Below are 15,298 nucleotides of genomic sequence, written 5' to 3' on the forward strand. Positions count from 1 at the left end.
TCGCTCATGCGGAGAGCGCGGGGACCGTGCGCGGGCGCACGATCCACCAGAGTGCCGCGATCGCGATGAGCGATGTGACGGTCATCACGGCGCCCATGGGCAGCGCGGTGCTCACGCCGAGCATGCCGATGAGCGGCGAGATGATGCCGGCCAGCCCGAAGTTCGTGGCGCCGAGCAGCGATGCGGCGGTTCCGGCCTCCTGGCCGTGGCCGTTCAGCGCGATCACTTGCACGCACGGGAAGGAGAAACCGCACATGGTGATGAAGAACCACAGCGGGATGATCGTTCCCCAGAGGCCGGCGCCCGTGGCATCCAGCACCATGATGGCGATTCCGAGGAACGCCATCATGGCGGTCGTGATGGCGAGGATCCACTGCGGGCCGATGACGGTGCGGATCAGCCGGGAGCTGGTCTGCACGCCGATGATCACGCCGATCGAGTTCGCCCCGAACAGCAGGCCGTACTCCTGCGGCGTGAAACCGTGCACCTGCTGGAACAGGAACGTCGATGCGGAGAGGTAGGCGAAGAGGCCGGTGAACACCATGCCGCCGACGATCGCGGTGCCGACGAAGACGCGGTCGGAGAGCACGGCCTTGAACCGGGCGCCGACGGTGGAGTGTGCGCTCAGGGCCCGGTCTGCCTTCGGCCGGGTCTCGACGATCCACAGCCACACGGCGAGCACCACGACGGCGCCGTATGCGGCGAGCACCCAGAAGATGCCGCGCCAGTCCGTGACGAGCAGCAGTTGCGAGCCGATGACCGGCGCGAGTACCGGTGCAAGGCCGTTGACCAGGGCCAGTCGGGAGAGCATCTTGACCAGCGGCTTGCCGCCGAACAGGTCGCGCACCATGGCCATGGCGACCACGCCGCCTGCCGCGGCGCCGAAGCCCTGCAGCAGCCGGAAGCCGCCGAGCACGAAGATGTCGGAGGCCATGGCGGCCCCGACGCAGGCCAGGATGTGCACGAGCGTCGCGAGGATCAGCGGCAGCTTGCGGCCGACCTTGTCGCTCCACGGGCCGACGATCAACTGGCCGAGACCGAAGCCGATCATGGTGCCAGTGAGGGTCAGCTGCACGGCAGAGGCCGAGACGCCGAGCTCGGTTTCGAGCATGGGGAACGCCGGCAGGTAGAGGTCGATCGTGAACGGGCCGAGCGCTGTGAGCGCGCCGAGCACGAGGACGTAGACGAGGCGCTGGCGGGCACTGAGGGCGTCGCCGCGGTGGCTGGGCGCCGCCGCACGGATCGCGGCCATGTCGTCGGGGCGGATGATGGGGATGCCTGCGGTGCTGGTCACGAGGTCCTCGGAAGTGGGGCGGAGCGCTCGGCGAGAGCGGGGGCGTGTGGCCGCACACCACAATCGAATCGATTCGATCGCAGGCGACTGTTCATGTTATCGGATGCCGGGGCGCGGGTGTCGACCGGCTCAACCAGCGGGCATGTCGCGCAGCGACATGCAAGGCGGCAGCCCGTTCAAAGGAAACCTAGGGAACAGTTACCGATGCTTGACGGGAATCGCAGGCTCAACCAGCGGGAGGAACGGCGACGCTGGCCGGGTCGTCGAGCACCGGCTTGAATGCCAGCTGGGCGGCGCCGACCATGAGCAGCTCGTTGCCGAGTTCGGACCGACCGAAGCGCACGCTGTCCCCGGCTCCCGGCAGGGCACCGCTCGAGATCTCTGCGGTCAGCCGCTCCGGGTCGACCGCGTACAGCGTTCCGAGGAAGCCGCCGAGCAGCACGAGTTCCGGGTTCAGCGCGTTCACGACGTTGCGCAGCGCGATCGTGAGGAAGCTCATCTGCCTCTTGAGCAGGTCCACCACGGCGGCGTCCGGGCCCTCCGGCCGAGCGAGGTGCGCGAGCAGCGCCTCCTCGAGTTCCTCGCTGCGGGTGCTGTCCAGCCCCAGCAGCGCCAGCAGCGGAGCGCGCCGCACCTCGGTCTCGAGACAGCCGCTCGCGCCGCAGTGGCAGCGGGCGCCGGCCGAGTTCACGAAGGTGTGCCCGAATTCACCCGCATAGCCGGCTGTTCCGCCGAAGAGTTCCCCGTCGAGTGCGATCCCCCCGCCGATACCGCTGGCTCCGCCGTTGAGGTAGACCAGCTCGCGGGCTCCGCGCCCCGCACCGTACTGGCCTTCCGCAAGCACGCCGGCGGAGGCGTCGTTTGCCGCCGTGACGGGAAGCTTCAGGGCTGCCGACAACATCTCGGCGATCGGCACGTCGCGCCAGCCCAGGTGGGGGGCGAGGATCACGACGCCGTCGGCGGCCCGCACCAGACCGGGCACCGCGACCCCAACGCCGACCGTGCGATAGGACGCATTCAACTCGCTCTGCATGCCCGCGATGACGGCCGCGACGATGTTCACGACCTCCTCGGGCGTTGGCACCCGTGCCGTGTCGTAACGGATGCGTTTGAGCACGCGCCCGTTCAGGGCGACGAGCCCGATGGTCACCGCATCGACCTCGGGGTTCACCGCGATCGCGACGACGTCCTCGCGCGGAACGATGACCGGGCTGGGCCGTCCGGCCTGGTTGGTGGCGCTCGGTTCGGTCTCGTCAACGAGCCCGAGTTCGACCAGCTCGGCGACGAGGGCGCCGACGGTGGAGCGGTTGAGCCCCGTCGCCCGGGTCAGCTCCGCCCGCGAGACTCGACCGCGCGCGTGACTGATCTCGAGCACGACGGCCAGGTTGTTGCGACGGACGTCGTCGAGGTTGTTGCCGCGTCTCGCCGGTCGCGATGAATCACGCACTGGGATCTGCGCCACTAGGTACCTCGTTCTCTCGCCCGTGTTTCCCCGGGGATCTGCGCCCCGGGGAGACGGAGCGAGTCAATGCTATTCCGCGCGGTCGACCGCGCCGCGCAGCCTAACGACTGCTGAACGCTGCATCGAACGCGGCATCCGGAGCATCAAAGGCGTTGCGCTTGACGAATTCAAGCGCCTCCTCGGCCCCGAGCAGGCGGTCCATTCCGGCGTCCTCCCATTCCACTGAGATGGGGCCTTCGTAGCCGATGGCGTTGAGCGCGCGGAAGCTGGCCTCCCACGGTACGTCGCCGCGGCCGGTCGAGACGAAGTCCCAGCCCCTGTTGAGGTCCGCCCAGGCCAGGTGCGAGCCGAGCACGCCGTTGCGGCCGTTGCCGAGGCGCAGCTTCACGTCTTTGCAGTCGACGTGGATGATGCGGTCGGCGAACTCAAGGATGAAGTCCACCGGGTTCAGCTGCTGCCAGATGAAGTGGCTCGGGTCCCAGTTCAGGCAGAACGCGGAGCGGTGCCCGATCGCCTCGAGGGTGCGCCGGGTCGTCCAGTAGTCGTAGGCGATTTCGCTTGGGTGCACCTCGTGGGCGAAGCGCACGCCGACCTCGTCGAAGACATCGAGGATCGGGTTCCAGCGGTCAGCGAAGTCTGTGTAGCCGGCGTCGACCAGCTCCTGGGAGACGGGCGGGAACATCGCGACGTACTTCCAGATGCTCGACCCGGTGAACCCGACAACCGTCTTCACGCCCAGAGCTGCCGCCAGGCGCGCCGTGTTCTTCATCTCCTCCGCTGCCCGCTGGCGAACGCCCTCAGGCTCGCCGTCACCCCACACCACATCGGGCAGGATGTCACGGTGCCGCTGGTCGATCGGGTCGTCGCAGACCGCCTGGCCCTTGAGGTGGTTCGAGATGGCGTAGACCGAGAGGTTGTACTTGGCCAGCAGCGCGAGCTTGCCTGCCACATACTCCGCGTCATCCCAGCGCCAGGGGTCCAGGTGGTCGCCCCAGCAGGCGATCTCCAGGCCGTCGTAGCCCCACTCCGAGGCCAGGCGTGCGACTTCTTCCAACGGCAGGTCGGCCCACTGGCCGGTGAACAGGGTGATGGGGCGGGTCATGGGTTCTCCTCGTTGAGTTCGGTTGCTGGATGTCTGAGCGGAAGCCTGGGGCTAGACGGCACGCCAGGCACTGTCGGCGCCGGCGCTCGCCTCGACGGCCGCGAGCACCTGCTGCACCTTGAGGCCGTCGGCGAAGGACGGCGTGGGCTGAACGCCGGCGGCGACCGCCTCGACGAAGTCCCGCGCCTGGTGCGAGAAGCCGTGCTCGTAGCCGAGCATGTGCCCGGCCGGCCACCACGCGGCGATGTACGGGTGCACGGGCTCGGTCACGAGCACCCTCGTGAAGCCCTGCTCCTCGGCCGGCGCGGTGGCGTCGAAGATCTGCAGTTCGTTGAGGTTCTCCAGGTCGAAGCTGATTGCGCCGGTCGAGCCGGAGACCTCGATGCGCAGGGCGTTCTTGCGCCCGGTGCTGAAGCGGCTCGCCTCGAAGGAGCCGAGGAACCCTGAGCCGTGCGGGCCGGCGCCGAAGCGGGCGGTGAACAGGGCGAGGTCGTCAACGGTCACGACGCCGCGTTCTGCGGATGCCGCAGCCGAGAGCCCGTGCGCCGCGCCGTCGGCGACGGGCAGCGGCCGCTCGGCCACGATCGTCTCGAGGGTGCCGCTCACCGAGGCGATGTCGGTTCCGGTGACGTACTGGGCGAGGTCGATGGCGTGCGCGCCGATGTCGCCGAGCGCTCCGGAGCCGGCACGGTCCTTCTGCAACCGCCAGGTCAGCGGCCCGTTCTCGTCGGCCAGCCAGTCCTGCAGATAGGCGGCGCGCACCTGGCGCACCTGCCCGATGCGGCCGGCGGCGACCAAGTCGCGGGCGAGGGTCGCGGCGGGCACCCGGCGGTAGGTGAAGCCGACCATCGCATAGACGCCTCGTGCGGCTGCGCGGGCCGCGGCATCCGCCATCGCCCGCGCCTCTTCTGGCGTGTTGGCGAGCGGCTTCTCGCAGAGCACATGTTTGCCGGCCTCGAGCGCCGCGATCGCGATCTCGGCGTGCGAGTCGCCGGGGGTGACGATGTCGACGATGTCGATGTCGTCGCGGGCGATCGCCTCGCGCCAGTCGATCGAGGTCTCGGCCCAGCCCCACTTTTCTGCGGCTGAATCGGTCTTCTCCTGATCGCGGCCCACCAACAGCGCCATTTCCGGCGTCGCGCTCAGCTCGAAGAAGCGGGGTGCGACGCGCCAGCCTTGGGAGTGAGCGGCCCCCATGAATCCGGCGCCGATCATGGCGATGCGAAGTCGGGGAGCAGTCTCGGTCACGGTTGGCCTTTCAAACGGCGGTTCGGTGGGTAACGGTGTTGGAAGCGGGGCGTCCGGATGAATCGCGGACGCCCCGCCTATTTTCCATGCCTGTGCGGCCTGGGTGTGTGCTGGCCTAGGAGGCGAAGCCGACGCTCATGTACTGGTCGACGTTGTCCTTGGTGACGACCGGGGCGTCGAGAACGATGCGCTGCGGCACGCCCTGGGTGACGAGGTCTCCCATGGCGCCGCCCTGGGCGATCAGACGAGCGACGGCGATGCCATCGGCGGCCTGCGTGGCCGGGTAGATGACCGTCGCCTGCAGCACGGTGTTTCCGGCCTTGATGGCGTCCATCGCGTTCTTCGAGCCGGCGCCGCCGACCATGAAGAACTCGCTGCGCCCAGCGGCGTTGATGGCGGCCATGACGCCGATGCCCTGGTCGTCATCGTGGTTCCAGATGGCGTCGATCTTCGGCGCAGCCGCGAGCAGCTGTGAGGTGGCCGCCTCGCCGCCCTGCACCGTGAAGTCGGCGGCGACGCGGTTGTTCACCGAGAGCCCGCAGTCGCTCAGGGCGTCCTTGAAACCGGCGCTGCGGTCCTGGGTCAGCGGCAGGCTGTCGATTCCGGCGATCTCGGCGACGATGGCATCCTTCTTGCCGTCGAGCTGCTCGCAGATGTAGGTGCCTGCGCTCACGCCCATGCCGTAGTTGTCACCGAGGATCGTGGTGCGGGCGGCGAAGGTGCTGCTGAACTCGCGATCGACGTTGATCACGGGGATGCCGGCCTGCATGGCCTTGATCGCGACATCGGTCAGCGCCGCACCATCGGTCGGCAGCAGCACGATGGCGTCGACCTTGTCGTTGATGAAGGTCTCCACCTGGCTGATCTGCAGGCTCGCGTCGTTGGTGCCCTCGGCGACGATCAGCTCGACGTCGGGGAACTCGGCGGCCGCGGCGATGGCCGCGCTGTTAATGGCGCCGAGCCAACCGTGGTCGGCGGCGGGGCCGGAGAATCCGATCGTCACGGTTTCGCCGGCGGCGACGGTGGTGGGCTCGGTGTTGCTGCTCGGCTTCTCCGAGTTGGCAGCCGGCTCGGCGGTGCCCGGCGTGCAGGCGGTGAGCAACGCGGCAACGGCCAGCGTGGCGCCAGAGGCGACGAGCAGCCGGGTGCGCCGTGAACGTGTTGAGAGCATCTGTTTCCTCCAAGTTGTGGTGCAGGGTGGGTGCAAATGTGAACTCTGTCGCTGTGGAGGGCAGTGACAACCCGGGAGGCCCGGCACCACGTCCACTTTGACGTTTCAAGCAACATAACAGGCATTTCACAGTTTGGCCAGAGAAGTTTCTGCCCCACTTTCGGGGTGGCGCTCACCTGGACGCCTCTAACAAACAAATGATCAGAGGCATTAAATAGGGGCAGTTGACCAAAGATGCCGCGTGCATATTCCGCACTCAGCTGTTATGTTGCGTTCATGATCAATGTCGACCATGCCGGGCCGCTGCTGACGGTCCGCGACCTCACCAAGGGATTCGCCGGTGTGCAGGCTCTCAAAGGAGTGGACCTCGAGGTGCTCCCGGGAGAGGTGCACTGCCTTCTCGGCCAGAACGGGGCTGGCAAGTCCACCCTCATCAAGACTCTCTCCGGCTCGTACCAGCCCGACGGCGGCACCATCCGCTGGCACGGCGCAGAGACGCTCATCGAGAGCCCTGTCGCGGCGCTCGGCCTCGGCATCGCCACCATGTACCAGGAGCTCGACGTCGTCGACGGGCTCACTGTGGCCGAGAACATCTTCCTCGGCCACGAGCAGGCCGTCGCCGGCATCACCGATCGGCGCAGCACCAACCGCCGCGCCCGCGAGCTGATGGCCAGGCTCGGCCACAGCAACATCTCCGCCACCCGCGAGGTCGGAACGCTCTCGGCCGCCAACAAGCAGATCGTCAGCATGGCCCGCGCCCTCTCGCACGACACCCAGCTGATCATCATGGATGAGCCGTCGGCTGTGCTCGATGCCGAGGAAGTGCGCAATCTGTTCCGGGTTGTCGGCGAGCTGACGGATGCCGGCATCGCGGTGATCTACATCTCGCACCGGCTCGAAGAGATCAACCAGATCGGTGACCGCATCACCGTCATCAAAGACGGCCGCACGGTGGCGACCAACCTGCCCGTCGCCGACACCCCCACCTCCGAGCTGATCAAGTTGATGACGGGGCGCGAGGTCGAGAACGTGTTCCCGACGGCCACTCCGCTGGCGCCGGACGCACCGGTCATCCTCGACGTGGACGCGCTCGGGCTTGCCGGCGTCTTCGACGACGTCAGCCTGCAGGTGCGGGCCGGTGAGATCGTCGGTCTGGCCGGCCTGGTCGGATCCGGCCGCTCCGAGATCCTGGAGACCATCTACGGCGCGCGCACCGCGACCTCCGGAACCGTCAGCATCTCGGGCACACGGGTGAAGCCGGGCTCGGTGCAGGCCGGCGTCGCCGCGGGGATGGGTCTCTCGCCCGAGGAGCGCAAGAGTCAGGGGCTCATTCTGGATGAGCCGATCTACCGCAATGTCACGCTGGCCAGCTTCACCCGCTGGGCGAAGGGCGGGCTCCTCAAAGAGAAGGAGGAGCGATCCGTCGCACGCGAGCAGCTCGTCGCACTCGAGCTGCGGCCGGCAGACCCCGACCGGGTGACCCGCACCCTCTCTGGCGGCAACCAGCAGAAGATCCTGCTGGCGCGCTGGCTGGTGCACGGCACCAGCCTGTTGCTGCTTGACGAGCCCACCCGCGGCGTCGATGTCGGTGCCCGCGCCGAGATCTATGCCCTCATCCGTCGACTTGCAGACGCCGGCACCGCCGTCGTCGTGGTCTCCAGCGAGATCGACGAGGTGCTCGGCCTGGCCGATCGCGTGCTCGTGATCGCCGAGGGCCGCGTCATCCACACTTCAGCCGCAGACGCCATCGACGAGCACGGCGTGCTCGACCTGGTCATGAAAGGAACCGCCGCATGAGCGAGCAGAACACGGCCGTCGCTGCCGACGTCCCGATTACGCACGACGCCGAGCCGCAGCGCAGCCTGGCCGCCCGCCTCTTCAGCGGCTCCAGCGGCCGCTCCATCGGCCTGGTCATCGCCTTGCTGCTGCTCATCATCGTCGGGGTGATCACGGCGGGCGACCGCTTCGCCAACGTCGGCAACCTGCTCGTGATCCTGCGGCTGGCCTCGATCATCGGCGTGATCAGCATCGGCATGACGTTCGTCATCACCGCCGGCGGCATCGACCTCTCGGTCGGCTCCGTGATGGGCCTCACCACGGTTGTCGCCTCTCTCTCCTGGGTCCAGCTCTTCGCCGAACAGACCAGCTGGATTGTGATGGTCGTGATTGCCCTGGCCGTCGGCATGGCGGCCGGGTTCATCAACGGCGCCATCATCGCCTACGGCGGGGTGGTCGCTTTCATAGCGACTCTGGCCATGCTTGTCGGGGCCCGCGGCCTCGCCGAGCTGCTGGCCAACCGCTCCACGCAGGTGGTGAATGTGCGCGGTTTCCTCGACGTGTTCACGGCCAACCTGCTCGGCATCCCGGTTCTGATTTGGATGTTCGCGCTGGTCACCGCTGCCGGCTGGTTCCTGCTCAACCGCACCACGTTCGGCCGCCGCACCGTCGCCATCGGCGGCAACCTCGAGGCGGCGCGTTTGGCCGGCATCAACGTCAAGCGACACACGATGTACGTCTACGCCCTGGCCGGTCTGACCGCCGGCATCGCCGGTGTGATGATGCTCGGCCGCACCACGGCGGGCACCTCCACGCACGGCACGCTCTACGAGCTCGACGCCATCGCGGCCGTTGTCGTCGGCGGCACTCTGCTCGTCGGCGGGCGCGGAACCATCATGGGCACCGTGCTCGGCGTGCTGATCTTCTCCACCCTCACCAACGTCTTCACCCAGAACAACCTGTCCACCTCGGTACAGGCGATCGCCAAGGGCGCGATCATCGTGATCGCCGTGATGCTGCAGCAGCGATTCGCCAACCGCGCCGGCAAGCCGAAGAAGAGTTAGCCGGCACCGGCTCCATTCGATTCCACACACAATTCACCGCTTCGATAGAAGGACGCATCATGACCATCACCCCCACCCGCGCAGACCGTTTCTCCTTCGGGCTCTGGACGTTCGGCTGGAACGCCCAGGACCAGTTCGGCGGCCCGACCCGACCGCACGTCGACACCGTCGAGGGAGTGCACAAACTCGCCGAGCTTGGCGCATACGGCATGACCTTCCACGACGACGACCTCTTCGCGTTCGGCTCGACGGATGCCGCCCGCCAGCACGAGATCGACAGGCTCAAGCAGGCGCTCAGTGACACCGGCCTCATCATTCCGATGATCACGACCAACCTGTTCAGCCACCCCGTTTTCAAGGACGGCGGCTTCACCTCCAACGACCGCGGTGTGCGCCGCTTCGCACTGCGCAAGGTGATGCGCAACCTCGATCTGGCGGCTGAGCTCGGCGCGAAGACCTTCGTCATGTGGGGCGGACGCGAGGGCAGCGAGTACGACGCGGCCAAGGACATCCAGGCGGCGCTCGAACGGTACCGCGAGGCGGTCAACATGCTCGGCGACTATGTCACGGACAAGGGCTACGACATCCGTTTCGCGATCGAGCCCAAGCCCAACGAGCCCCGCGGCGACATCCTGTTGCCGACCGTCGGGCACGCGCTCGCCTTCATCTCGACGCTGGAGCGGCCGGAGCTCGTCGGTGTCAACCCGGAGACCGGCCACGAACAGATGGCCGGCCTGAACTACACCCACGGCATCGCTCAGGCGCTCTATCAGGGCAAGCTGTTCCACCTCGACCTCAACGGCCAGCGCGGTGTGAAGTTCGATCAGGACCTGGTGTTCGGCCACGGCGATGTGCAGAACGCCTTCTCGCTCGTCGACCTGCTGGAGCACGGTGGCCCCAACGGCGGCCCCTCTTATAACGGCCCCCGGCACTTCGACTACAAGCCATCGCGCACTGAAGACCCCAGCGGTGTCTGGGAGTCGGTGTCGGCGAACATGCAGATGTACCTGCTGCTCAAGGAGCGCACCGTGGCGTTCCGAGCGGACCCCGAGGTGCAGGAGGCGCTGGCCGCCGCGAAGGTGGCCGAGTTGTCTGTTCCGACCCTGGCCGCCGGCGAGGGCTACGACGCCCTGCTGGCCGACCGTGCCAGCTACGAGGACTTCGACGCCGACGCCTACTTCGGGGGCAAGGGCTTCGGCTTCGTGCGCCTGCAGCAGCTCGCCATGGAGCACCTCCTTGGAGCCCGCGGCTAGCAGGCGGCGCTCTCAAGCCCAGCCATTCCGTTGGTCGAGTCGGCGCGCCAGCGCCTGCTCGACCAACGGGTTTCAGCACACAAAAGGACTCACATGACCCTCGTCGCCGGCGTCGACTCCTCCACCCAGAGCTGCAAGGTGCTGGTCACCGACGCAGAGACCGGGCGCATCGTGCGCAGCGGCCGCGCCGCGCACCCCGACGGCACAGAGGTCGACCCGGAGGCGTGGTGGCAGGCGCTCTGCACCGCGGTGGCGGATGCCGGCGGCCTCGCCGATGTGGCCGCGATCTCGGTCGGCGGGCAGCAGCACGGCATGGTCGCGCTGGACGCGGACGGCCACGTCATCCGCCCCGCCCTGCTCTGGAACGACACGCGCTCGGCCGCCGCAGCCGCCGCACTCACCGCGGAGGTGGGCGCCGACGCGTATGCGGAGCGCACCGGGGTGGTGCCGGTGGCCTCGTTCACGGCGAGCAAGCTGCGCTGGCTGCGGGACGAAGAGCCGGGTAACGCCGCCCGCGTCGCCGCCGTCGCGCTCCCCCACGATTGGCTGAGCTGGCGCCTGCGCGGCTATGGCCCTGAGGGCACATCGCCGCTCGGGCCGGTGCTCACGGAGCTCTTCACCGACCGGTCCGACGCCAGCGGCACCGCCTACTGGTCGGCGATCACGAACGACTACGACCGCGCACTGCTCGTCGCCGCGCTCGGCCACGACGCCGTGCTGCCGCGGGTGCTCGCGCCCGGTGAGGCCGGAGGGGTCGTTCACCCCGCCGCGCTCCCGACGGGCGGGGGCAGCGCGTCGATCGTGGTCGGCCCTGGCGCCGGCGACAACGCCGCGGCCGCCTTCGGATTGGGTGCGACCAGCGGCGACGTGATCGTCTCGATCGGAACCAGCGGCACCGTCTTCGCCGTCACCGACAGCCCCAGCCGGGATGCCTCCGGAATCGTGGCCGGCTTCGCCGACGCCAGCGGAGCCTACCTGCCGCTCGTCGCCACCCTGAACGCCGCCCGGGTGTTGGATGCGGTCGCCGGGTTGCTCGGCGTCGACTACGACGAGCTCGGCCGGCTGGCGCTCCAGGCCGAACCGGGCGCCGGCGGCGCCGTGCTGGTGCCCTGGTTCGAGGGCGAGCGCACGCCCAACCTTCCGGATGCCACGGCGGGCCTCCTCGGCCTGACCCTGGCCAACACCACCCGCAGCACCGTGGCGCGCGCCGCGGTCGAGGGCCTGCTCTGCGGACTGGCCGACGGGCTGGAGGCCGTGCGCGGCCAGGGGGTCGATGCCCGCCGCATCCTCCTGATCGGCGGCGCCGCCCAGAACACAGCGGTGCAGACGATTGCCGCCCAGGTGTTCGCGGTGCCCGTCCTGGTGCCGGCCCCCGGCGAGTATGTCGCCCTCGGCGCCGCCCGGCAGGCCGCGTGGGCACTCGAGGGAGTTGCCCCCGAATGGCCGCTCGCGACCGCTGCCGGCCCGGCATCCGATCACCGCCCGATCATCGCCCTGCAGTACGCGGCCGCGCGCGACACACGCGCCGCCGAGCTGGCGTAGCCACGGCTCGGGGAGCGCTCTCAGGTCGTTATCAAATCGATACTGAGAATTTCTCGTGAATCCTGCGCACAGCGCGTTTTCAGAGCAACATTTCTATTTGCCACCGTTCGACGTGGAAGGTGGCCCCGCAAGGGCTACAACAGCACCGCATAGAAGGGCAGAGAGATGAAGAAATCTTCATTGATCTCATTAGCCGCCGTTGCCAGCGTTTCAGCACTGATGCTCGCAGGCTGTTCGAGTTCAGGGGGTGGTGGCGGAAGCAGCGACACGGGCACCCCCGCCGCGAATTCTCGGGCGTGCGTCATCTTGCCGGACGCCGCGTCCTCGCCGCGGTGGGAGGGCATGGACCGGCCGGCACTTGAAAAGGCCTTCACCGATGCGGGCTTCGAGGCCGACATCCAGAACGCCCAGGGTGACACCAGCAAGTACGCGACCATCGCCGACCAGCAGCTCAGCAAGGGCTGCGGTGTGATGGTGCTCGTCGACTACAACGGGGCCGCTGTGGCCGTGGCCGCGAAGGCCAAGGGCGAGGGAATCCCCGTCATCGCCTACGACCGCCCGATCGAGGGCGCCGACTACTACGTCTCCTTCGACAACGAGAAGGTTGGCGAGCTGCAGGGCCAGTCGATCGTCGACGGCCTCAAGGCAGAGGGCAAGGATCCGGCAACGGCCATCGTCGTCTACATGGGCGGCGACCCGGCCGACGGCAACGCCAAGATGTTCCACGACGGCGCCGTCAAGATCATGTCGGCCGCCGGCATCAAGCCGGCCCAGGAGCCCCCGGGAGTCTGGGACGGCGACAAGAGCGCCACGAACTTCGAGCAGGCCCTGACCGCCCTCGGCGGCAAGGTCGACGCGGTCTGGGTCGCCAACGACACGAACGCCGCCGGAGTCATCACGATCCTCGACAAGAACGGCCTGAAGGTTCCCGTCTCTGGTCAGGATGCCTCGGTCGCCGGTCTGCAGAACGTGCTGCTCGGCAAGCAGACCGCGACAGTCTGGAAGCATGTGCCGGATGAGGCGGCCGCTGCGTCCGACCTCGCGGTGAAGCTGCTGAAGGGTGAGACCCCCACCGTCGACATGAAGCTCGCCGACGGAACGCCCTACATTGCCGTCACGCCGGTACTTGTCGGACCGGACATGGTGAAGGAGGTCGTCGCCGCCGGTGACGCCACTGCCGCCGAGCTCTGCACCGGCGAGGTTGCTGCAGCGTGCACCGCCAACGGGGTGCAGTAAGCGACAACCACCACATGGATCGGAGGGGCCGCGGAGACGCGGCCCCTCCCCTCCCCTGTCAGCGACGACACGCCACGAGGACACCCCATGGATGACGCACCCATCATTGAATTGACGAACATCGTCAAGAGTTTCGGCCCCGTCAGCGTGCTGAAGGGAGTGAACCTCCGGGCCTATCCCGGCAAGGTCACCGCCCTGGTCGGCGACAACGGAGCTGGCAAGTCCACCTTGATCAAAGGGCTCGCCGGTGTGCAGCCCTACGATTCCGGGGAGGTGCGCTTCGCCGGTGAGGCGGTGCACCTGCACTCGCCTCGGGAGGCAGCCAGGCTCGGCATCGAGGTGGTGTACCAAGACCTGGCGCTCTGCGACAACCTCGACATCGTGCAGAACATGTTCCTCGGTCGCGAGGAGCTCGGCTTCGGCACCTTCGACGAAGGCCTGATGGAGCGTGAGGCCGCCGAGACGCTGCGGCAGCTCTCGGTCAGGACGGTCAGCTCCGTGCGGCAAAAGGTGTCCTCGCTCTCCGGTGGCCAACGCCAGACCGTGGCCATCGCCCGCTCGGTGTTGAAGAAGGCCAAGGTGGTCGTGCTCGACGAACCGACGGCCGCCCTCGGCGTTGCGCAGACGGAGCAGGTGCTCGAGCTCGTCGGCCGGCTCGCCGAGCAAGGCGTCGCCGTCATCCTGATCAGCCACAACCTGGCCGACGTCTTCGCCGTCGCCGATTTCATCAGCGTGCTCTACCTCGGCCAGATGGTGGCATCCGTGAAGGCGGAAGAGACCAACCGCGACGACATCGTCGGCTACATCACCGGAAGCAAGACCTACACGGGAGAACAAGCATGAGCATCGGGGCGCCCGGGAAGGCGCCGGACCCGACACCCACCGACGTGCTCGCCACCCGCAGCACCGCCGAACTGATCGGCAGCGGGCAAGAAGGCACCGTGATGGATCAGGCCCGCGCCTATCTGCAGCGGGTGCGGCACGGCGAGATGGGGGCGCTGCCGGCGATCGGCGGATTCATCGTTCTGAGCGTGATGTTCACGATCCTCAGCCCGTTCTTCCTCACCGAGCGCAACTTCGCCAACCTGCTCACCCAGGCCGCGACGCTCGTGATGCTCGGCATGGCGCTCGTGTTCGTGATCCTGCTCGGCGAGATCGACCTCTCGGCCGGTGTCACCTCGGGCCTGACCATGTGTATCTTCGTCGTGCTGGTGAACGTCAACGGTTTCAACTGGATCGTCGCTCTGCTCATCGCCCTCCTCACCGGTGTGGCCATCGGCTCGTTCATCGGCTTCTTCGTCGCCAGGGTCGGCATCCCATCATTCGTGGTGACGCTCGGCCTGTTCCTCGGATTCCAGGGGCTCGAGCTGATCATCATCGGCAGCGGCGGGCTGTACCGCGTGCAGACGCCGGAGATCCTCTCCATCATGAACTCCAACCTGCCGATCTGGGCGGGCTGGGCGATGCTCGCGGTGATTCTCGCCGTGTCGCTGACGACCTCACTCTGGGACCGCGCCCGGCGCACCCGCGCGGGCGTGCCGAACCGCACCATCGCGCTGGTCTGGATCAAGCTCGGCGTGATCCTGGTCATCGGCGGCATCGTCGTCGGCCTGCTCAGCAACGATCGCGGCACCGGATTCAAGCCGGTGAGCGGCGTTCCGATCGTGGTGCCGATCACCCTCGCGATCCTGTGGGCCGGCACCTTCGTGCTGGACCGCACCAAGTTCGGCCGCTACATCTACGCGGTCGGCGGCAACGCAGAGGCGGCCAGGCGCGCCGGAGTCAAGGTGGTGCTGATCCGCTGGACGGCCTTCATCGTCTGTTCCACGCTCGCCGTGGTGTCCGGCCTGTTCAGCATCTCGAAGGTCGGGTCCGTGGATGCCGCGGCCGGCCGAGACATCGTGCTGAGCGGCGTTGCGGCGGCGGTCGTCGGTGGCGTCAGCTTGTTCGGCGGCCGCGGCCGTCTGCTGCACGCCGCGATCGGTGCCCTCGTGATCGCGGTGATCACGAACGGGCTCGGCCTGCTGAACCTGCCAGCCGGCGTCAACTACGTCGTCACGGGCGGCGTGCTGATCCTCGCGGCCACGGTCGACGCCGTGTCGCGGGTGCGCGCGGGCGGCTCGCTCACAAGACGCTGACGGCGGCGGGCA

At 68.1% G+C, this 15,298-nt stretch carries 13 protein-coding genes; 7 read left to right on the forward strand and 6 right to left on the reverse strand.

The window, feature by feature from the left end; genetic code table 11:
- Nucleotides 1-4 precede the first annotated feature (4 nt).
- From AWU67_RS11830 to AWU67_RS11850, 5 genes are all read right to left on the reverse strand, one after another.
- Nucleotides 5-1,252 (reverse strand): multidrug effflux MFS transporter, encoded by a 1,248-nt coding sequence (locus AWU67_RS11830; RefSeq protein WP_067232682.1) that lies wholly within the window; start codon nucleotides 1,250-1,252, stop codon nucleotides 5-7.
- A gap of 268 nt (nucleotides 1,253-1,520) precedes the next feature.
- On the reverse strand, nucleotides 1,521-2,756 hold the full coding sequence (locus AWU67_RS11835) for an ROK family transcriptional regulator (RefSeq protein WP_234407235.1): 1,236 nt from the start codon (nucleotides 2,754-2,756) through the stop codon (nucleotides 1,521-1,523).
- 100 nt (nucleotides 2,757-2,856) lie between these two features.
- On the reverse strand, nucleotides 2,857-3,858 hold the full coding sequence (locus tag AWU67_RS11840) for a sugar phosphate isomerase/epimerase family protein (RefSeq protein ID WP_067229245.1): 1,002 nt from the start codon (nucleotides 3,856-3,858) through the stop codon (nucleotides 2,857-2,859).
- A 51-nt stretch (nucleotides 3,859-3,909) separates the two neighbouring features.
- Nucleotides 3,910-5,073 carry a Gfo/Idh/MocA family protein gene (locus AWU67_RS11845; RefSeq protein WP_067229248.1) on the reverse strand — a complete coding sequence of 388 codons (1,164 nt, stop codon included), beginning with the start codon at nucleotides 5,071-5,073 and terminating at the stop codon, nucleotides 3,910-3,912.
- Between the two features lie 148 nt (nucleotides 5,074-5,221).
- The gene (locus AWU67_RS11850) at nucleotides 5,222-6,277 is read right to left on the reverse strand and encodes a substrate-binding domain-containing protein (RefSeq protein ID WP_067229251.1); all 1,056 of its coding nucleotides are present in this window, start codon (nucleotides 6,275-6,277) and stop codon (nucleotides 5,222-5,224) included.
- A 276-nt stretch (nucleotides 6,278-6,553) separates the two neighbouring features.
- On the opposite strand from AWU67_RS11850, the gene AWU67_RS11855 reads away from it, so the two are divergent.
- The 4 genes from AWU67_RS11855 (at nucleotide 6,554) to xylB (ending at nucleotide 11,912) form a co-directional block, all read left to right on the forward strand.
- Nucleotides 6,554-8,074, forward strand: a complete 1,521-nt coding sequence (locus AWU67_RS11855; protein WP_067232687.1) for a sugar ABC transporter ATP-binding protein — start codon at nucleotides 6,554-6,556, stop codon at nucleotides 8,072-8,074.
- On the forward strand, nucleotides 8,071-9,117 hold the full coding sequence (locus tag AWU67_RS11860; RefSeq protein ID WP_067229253.1) for an ABC transporter permease: 1,047 nt from the start codon (nucleotides 8,071-8,073) through the stop codon (nucleotides 9,115-9,117). Before AWU67_RS11855 ends, AWU67_RS11860 begins: the two co-directional genes overlap by 4 nt.
- Nucleotides 9,118-9,176: 59 nt before the next feature.
- Entirely contained in the window at nucleotides 9,177-10,370 is a 1,194-nt protein-coding gene (gene xylA / locus AWU67_RS11865; protein ID WP_067229256.1) for a xylose isomerase, read from the forward strand.
- A 93-nt stretch (nucleotides 10,371-10,463) separates the two neighbouring features.
- Nucleotides 10,464-11,912: a xylulokinase gene (xylB, locus tag AWU67_RS11870; protein ID WP_067229259.1), complete on the forward strand. Its 1,449-nt coding sequence runs from the start codon at nucleotides 10,464-10,466 to the stop codon at nucleotides 11,910-11,912.
- 134 nt (nucleotides 11,913-12,046) lie between these two features.
- Here the strand turns inward: xylB and AWU67_RS17770 are convergent, their stop codons facing one another.
- Nucleotides 12,047-12,256 carry a hypothetical protein gene (locus tag AWU67_RS17770; protein ID WP_234407236.1) on the reverse strand — a complete coding sequence of 70 codons (210 nt, stop codon included), beginning with the start codon at nucleotides 12,254-12,256 and terminating at the stop codon, nucleotides 12,047-12,049.
- On the opposite strand from AWU67_RS17770, the gene AWU67_RS11875 reads away from it, so the two are divergent.
- The 3 genes from AWU67_RS11875 to AWU67_RS11885 all read left to right on the forward strand — a co-directional run bounded on the left by AWU67_RS11875 (nucleotide 12,255) and on the right by AWU67_RS11885 (nucleotide 15,286).
- Nucleotides 12,255-13,148 carry a sugar ABC transporter substrate-binding protein gene (locus AWU67_RS11875; protein WP_234407237.1) on the forward strand — a complete coding sequence of 298 codons (894 nt, stop codon included), beginning with the start codon at nucleotides 12,255-12,257 and terminating at the stop codon, nucleotides 13,146-13,148. The genes AWU67_RS17770 and AWU67_RS11875 overlap by 2 nt on opposite strands.
- A gap of 87 nt (nucleotides 13,149-13,235) precedes the next feature.
- Entirely contained in the window at nucleotides 13,236-13,991 is a 756-nt protein-coding gene (locus AWU67_RS11880; RefSeq protein ID WP_067229265.1) for an ATP-binding cassette domain-containing protein, read from the forward strand.
- Nucleotides 13,988-15,286, forward strand: a complete 1,299-nt coding sequence (locus AWU67_RS11885) for a sugar ABC transporter permease (protein ID WP_199922287.1) — start codon at nucleotides 13,988-13,990, stop codon at nucleotides 15,284-15,286. The genes AWU67_RS11880 and AWU67_RS11885 overlap by 4 nt, the downstream gene beginning before the upstream one ends.
- Nucleotides 15,287-15,298 lie beyond the last annotated feature (12 nt).

The organism is Microterricola viridarii (assembly GCF_001542775.1).
GTDB classification, from domain to species: Bacteria; Actinomycetota; Actinomycetes; order Actinomycetales; family Microbacteriaceae; genus Microterricola; species Microterricola viridarii_A.

Excerpts from the sequence above, each read along its gene's own strand:
- AWU67_RS11830 (WP_067232682.1), bottom strand. The coding sequence starts at position 1,252 with ATGGCCGCGATCCGTGCGGCGGCGCCCAGCCACCGCGGCGACGCCCTC.
- AWU67_RS11840 (WP_067229245.1), bottom strand. The coding sequence starts at position 3,858 with ATGACCCGCCCCATCACCCTGTTCACCGGCCAGTGGGCCGACCTGCCG.
- AWU67_RS11845 (WP_067229248.1), bottom strand. The coding sequence starts at position 5,073 with ATGATCGGCGCCGGATTCATGGGGGCCGCTCACTCCCAAGGCTGGCGC.
- AWU67_RS11850 (WP_067229251.1), bottom strand. The coding sequence starts at position 6,277 with ATGCTCTCAACACGTTCACGGCGCACCCGGCTGCTCGTCGCCTCTGGC.
- AWU67_RS11855 (WP_067232687.1), top strand. The coding sequence starts at position 6,554 with ATGATCAATGTCGACCATGCCGGGCCGCTGCTGACGGTCCGCGACCTC.
- AWU67_RS11860 (WP_067229253.1), top strand. The coding sequence starts at position 8,071 with ATGAGCGAGCAGAACACGGCCGTCGCTGCCGACGTCCCGATTACGCAC.
- xylA (WP_067229256.1), top strand. The coding sequence starts at position 9,177 with ATGACCATCACCCCCACCCGCGCAGACCGTTTCTCCTTCGGGCTCTGG.
- xylB (WP_067229259.1), top strand. The coding sequence starts at position 10,464 with ATGACCCTCGTCGCCGGCGTCGACTCCTCCACCCAGAGCTGCAAGGTG.
- AWU67_RS11875 (WP_234407237.1), top strand. The coding sequence starts at position 12,255 with ATGGACCGGCCGGCACTTGAAAAGGCCTTCACCGATGCGGGCTTCGAG.
- AWU67_RS17770 (WP_234407236.1), bottom strand. The coding sequence starts at position 12,256 with ATGCCCTCCCACCGCGGCGAGGACGCGGCGTCCGGCAAGATGACGCAC.
- AWU67_RS11880 (WP_067229265.1), top strand. The coding sequence starts at position 13,236 with ATGGATGACGCACCCATCATTGAATTGACGAACATCGTCAAGAGTTTC.
- AWU67_RS11885 (WP_199922287.1), top strand. The coding sequence starts at position 13,988 with ATGAGCATCGGGGCGCCCGGGAAGGCGCCGGACCCGACACCCACCGAC.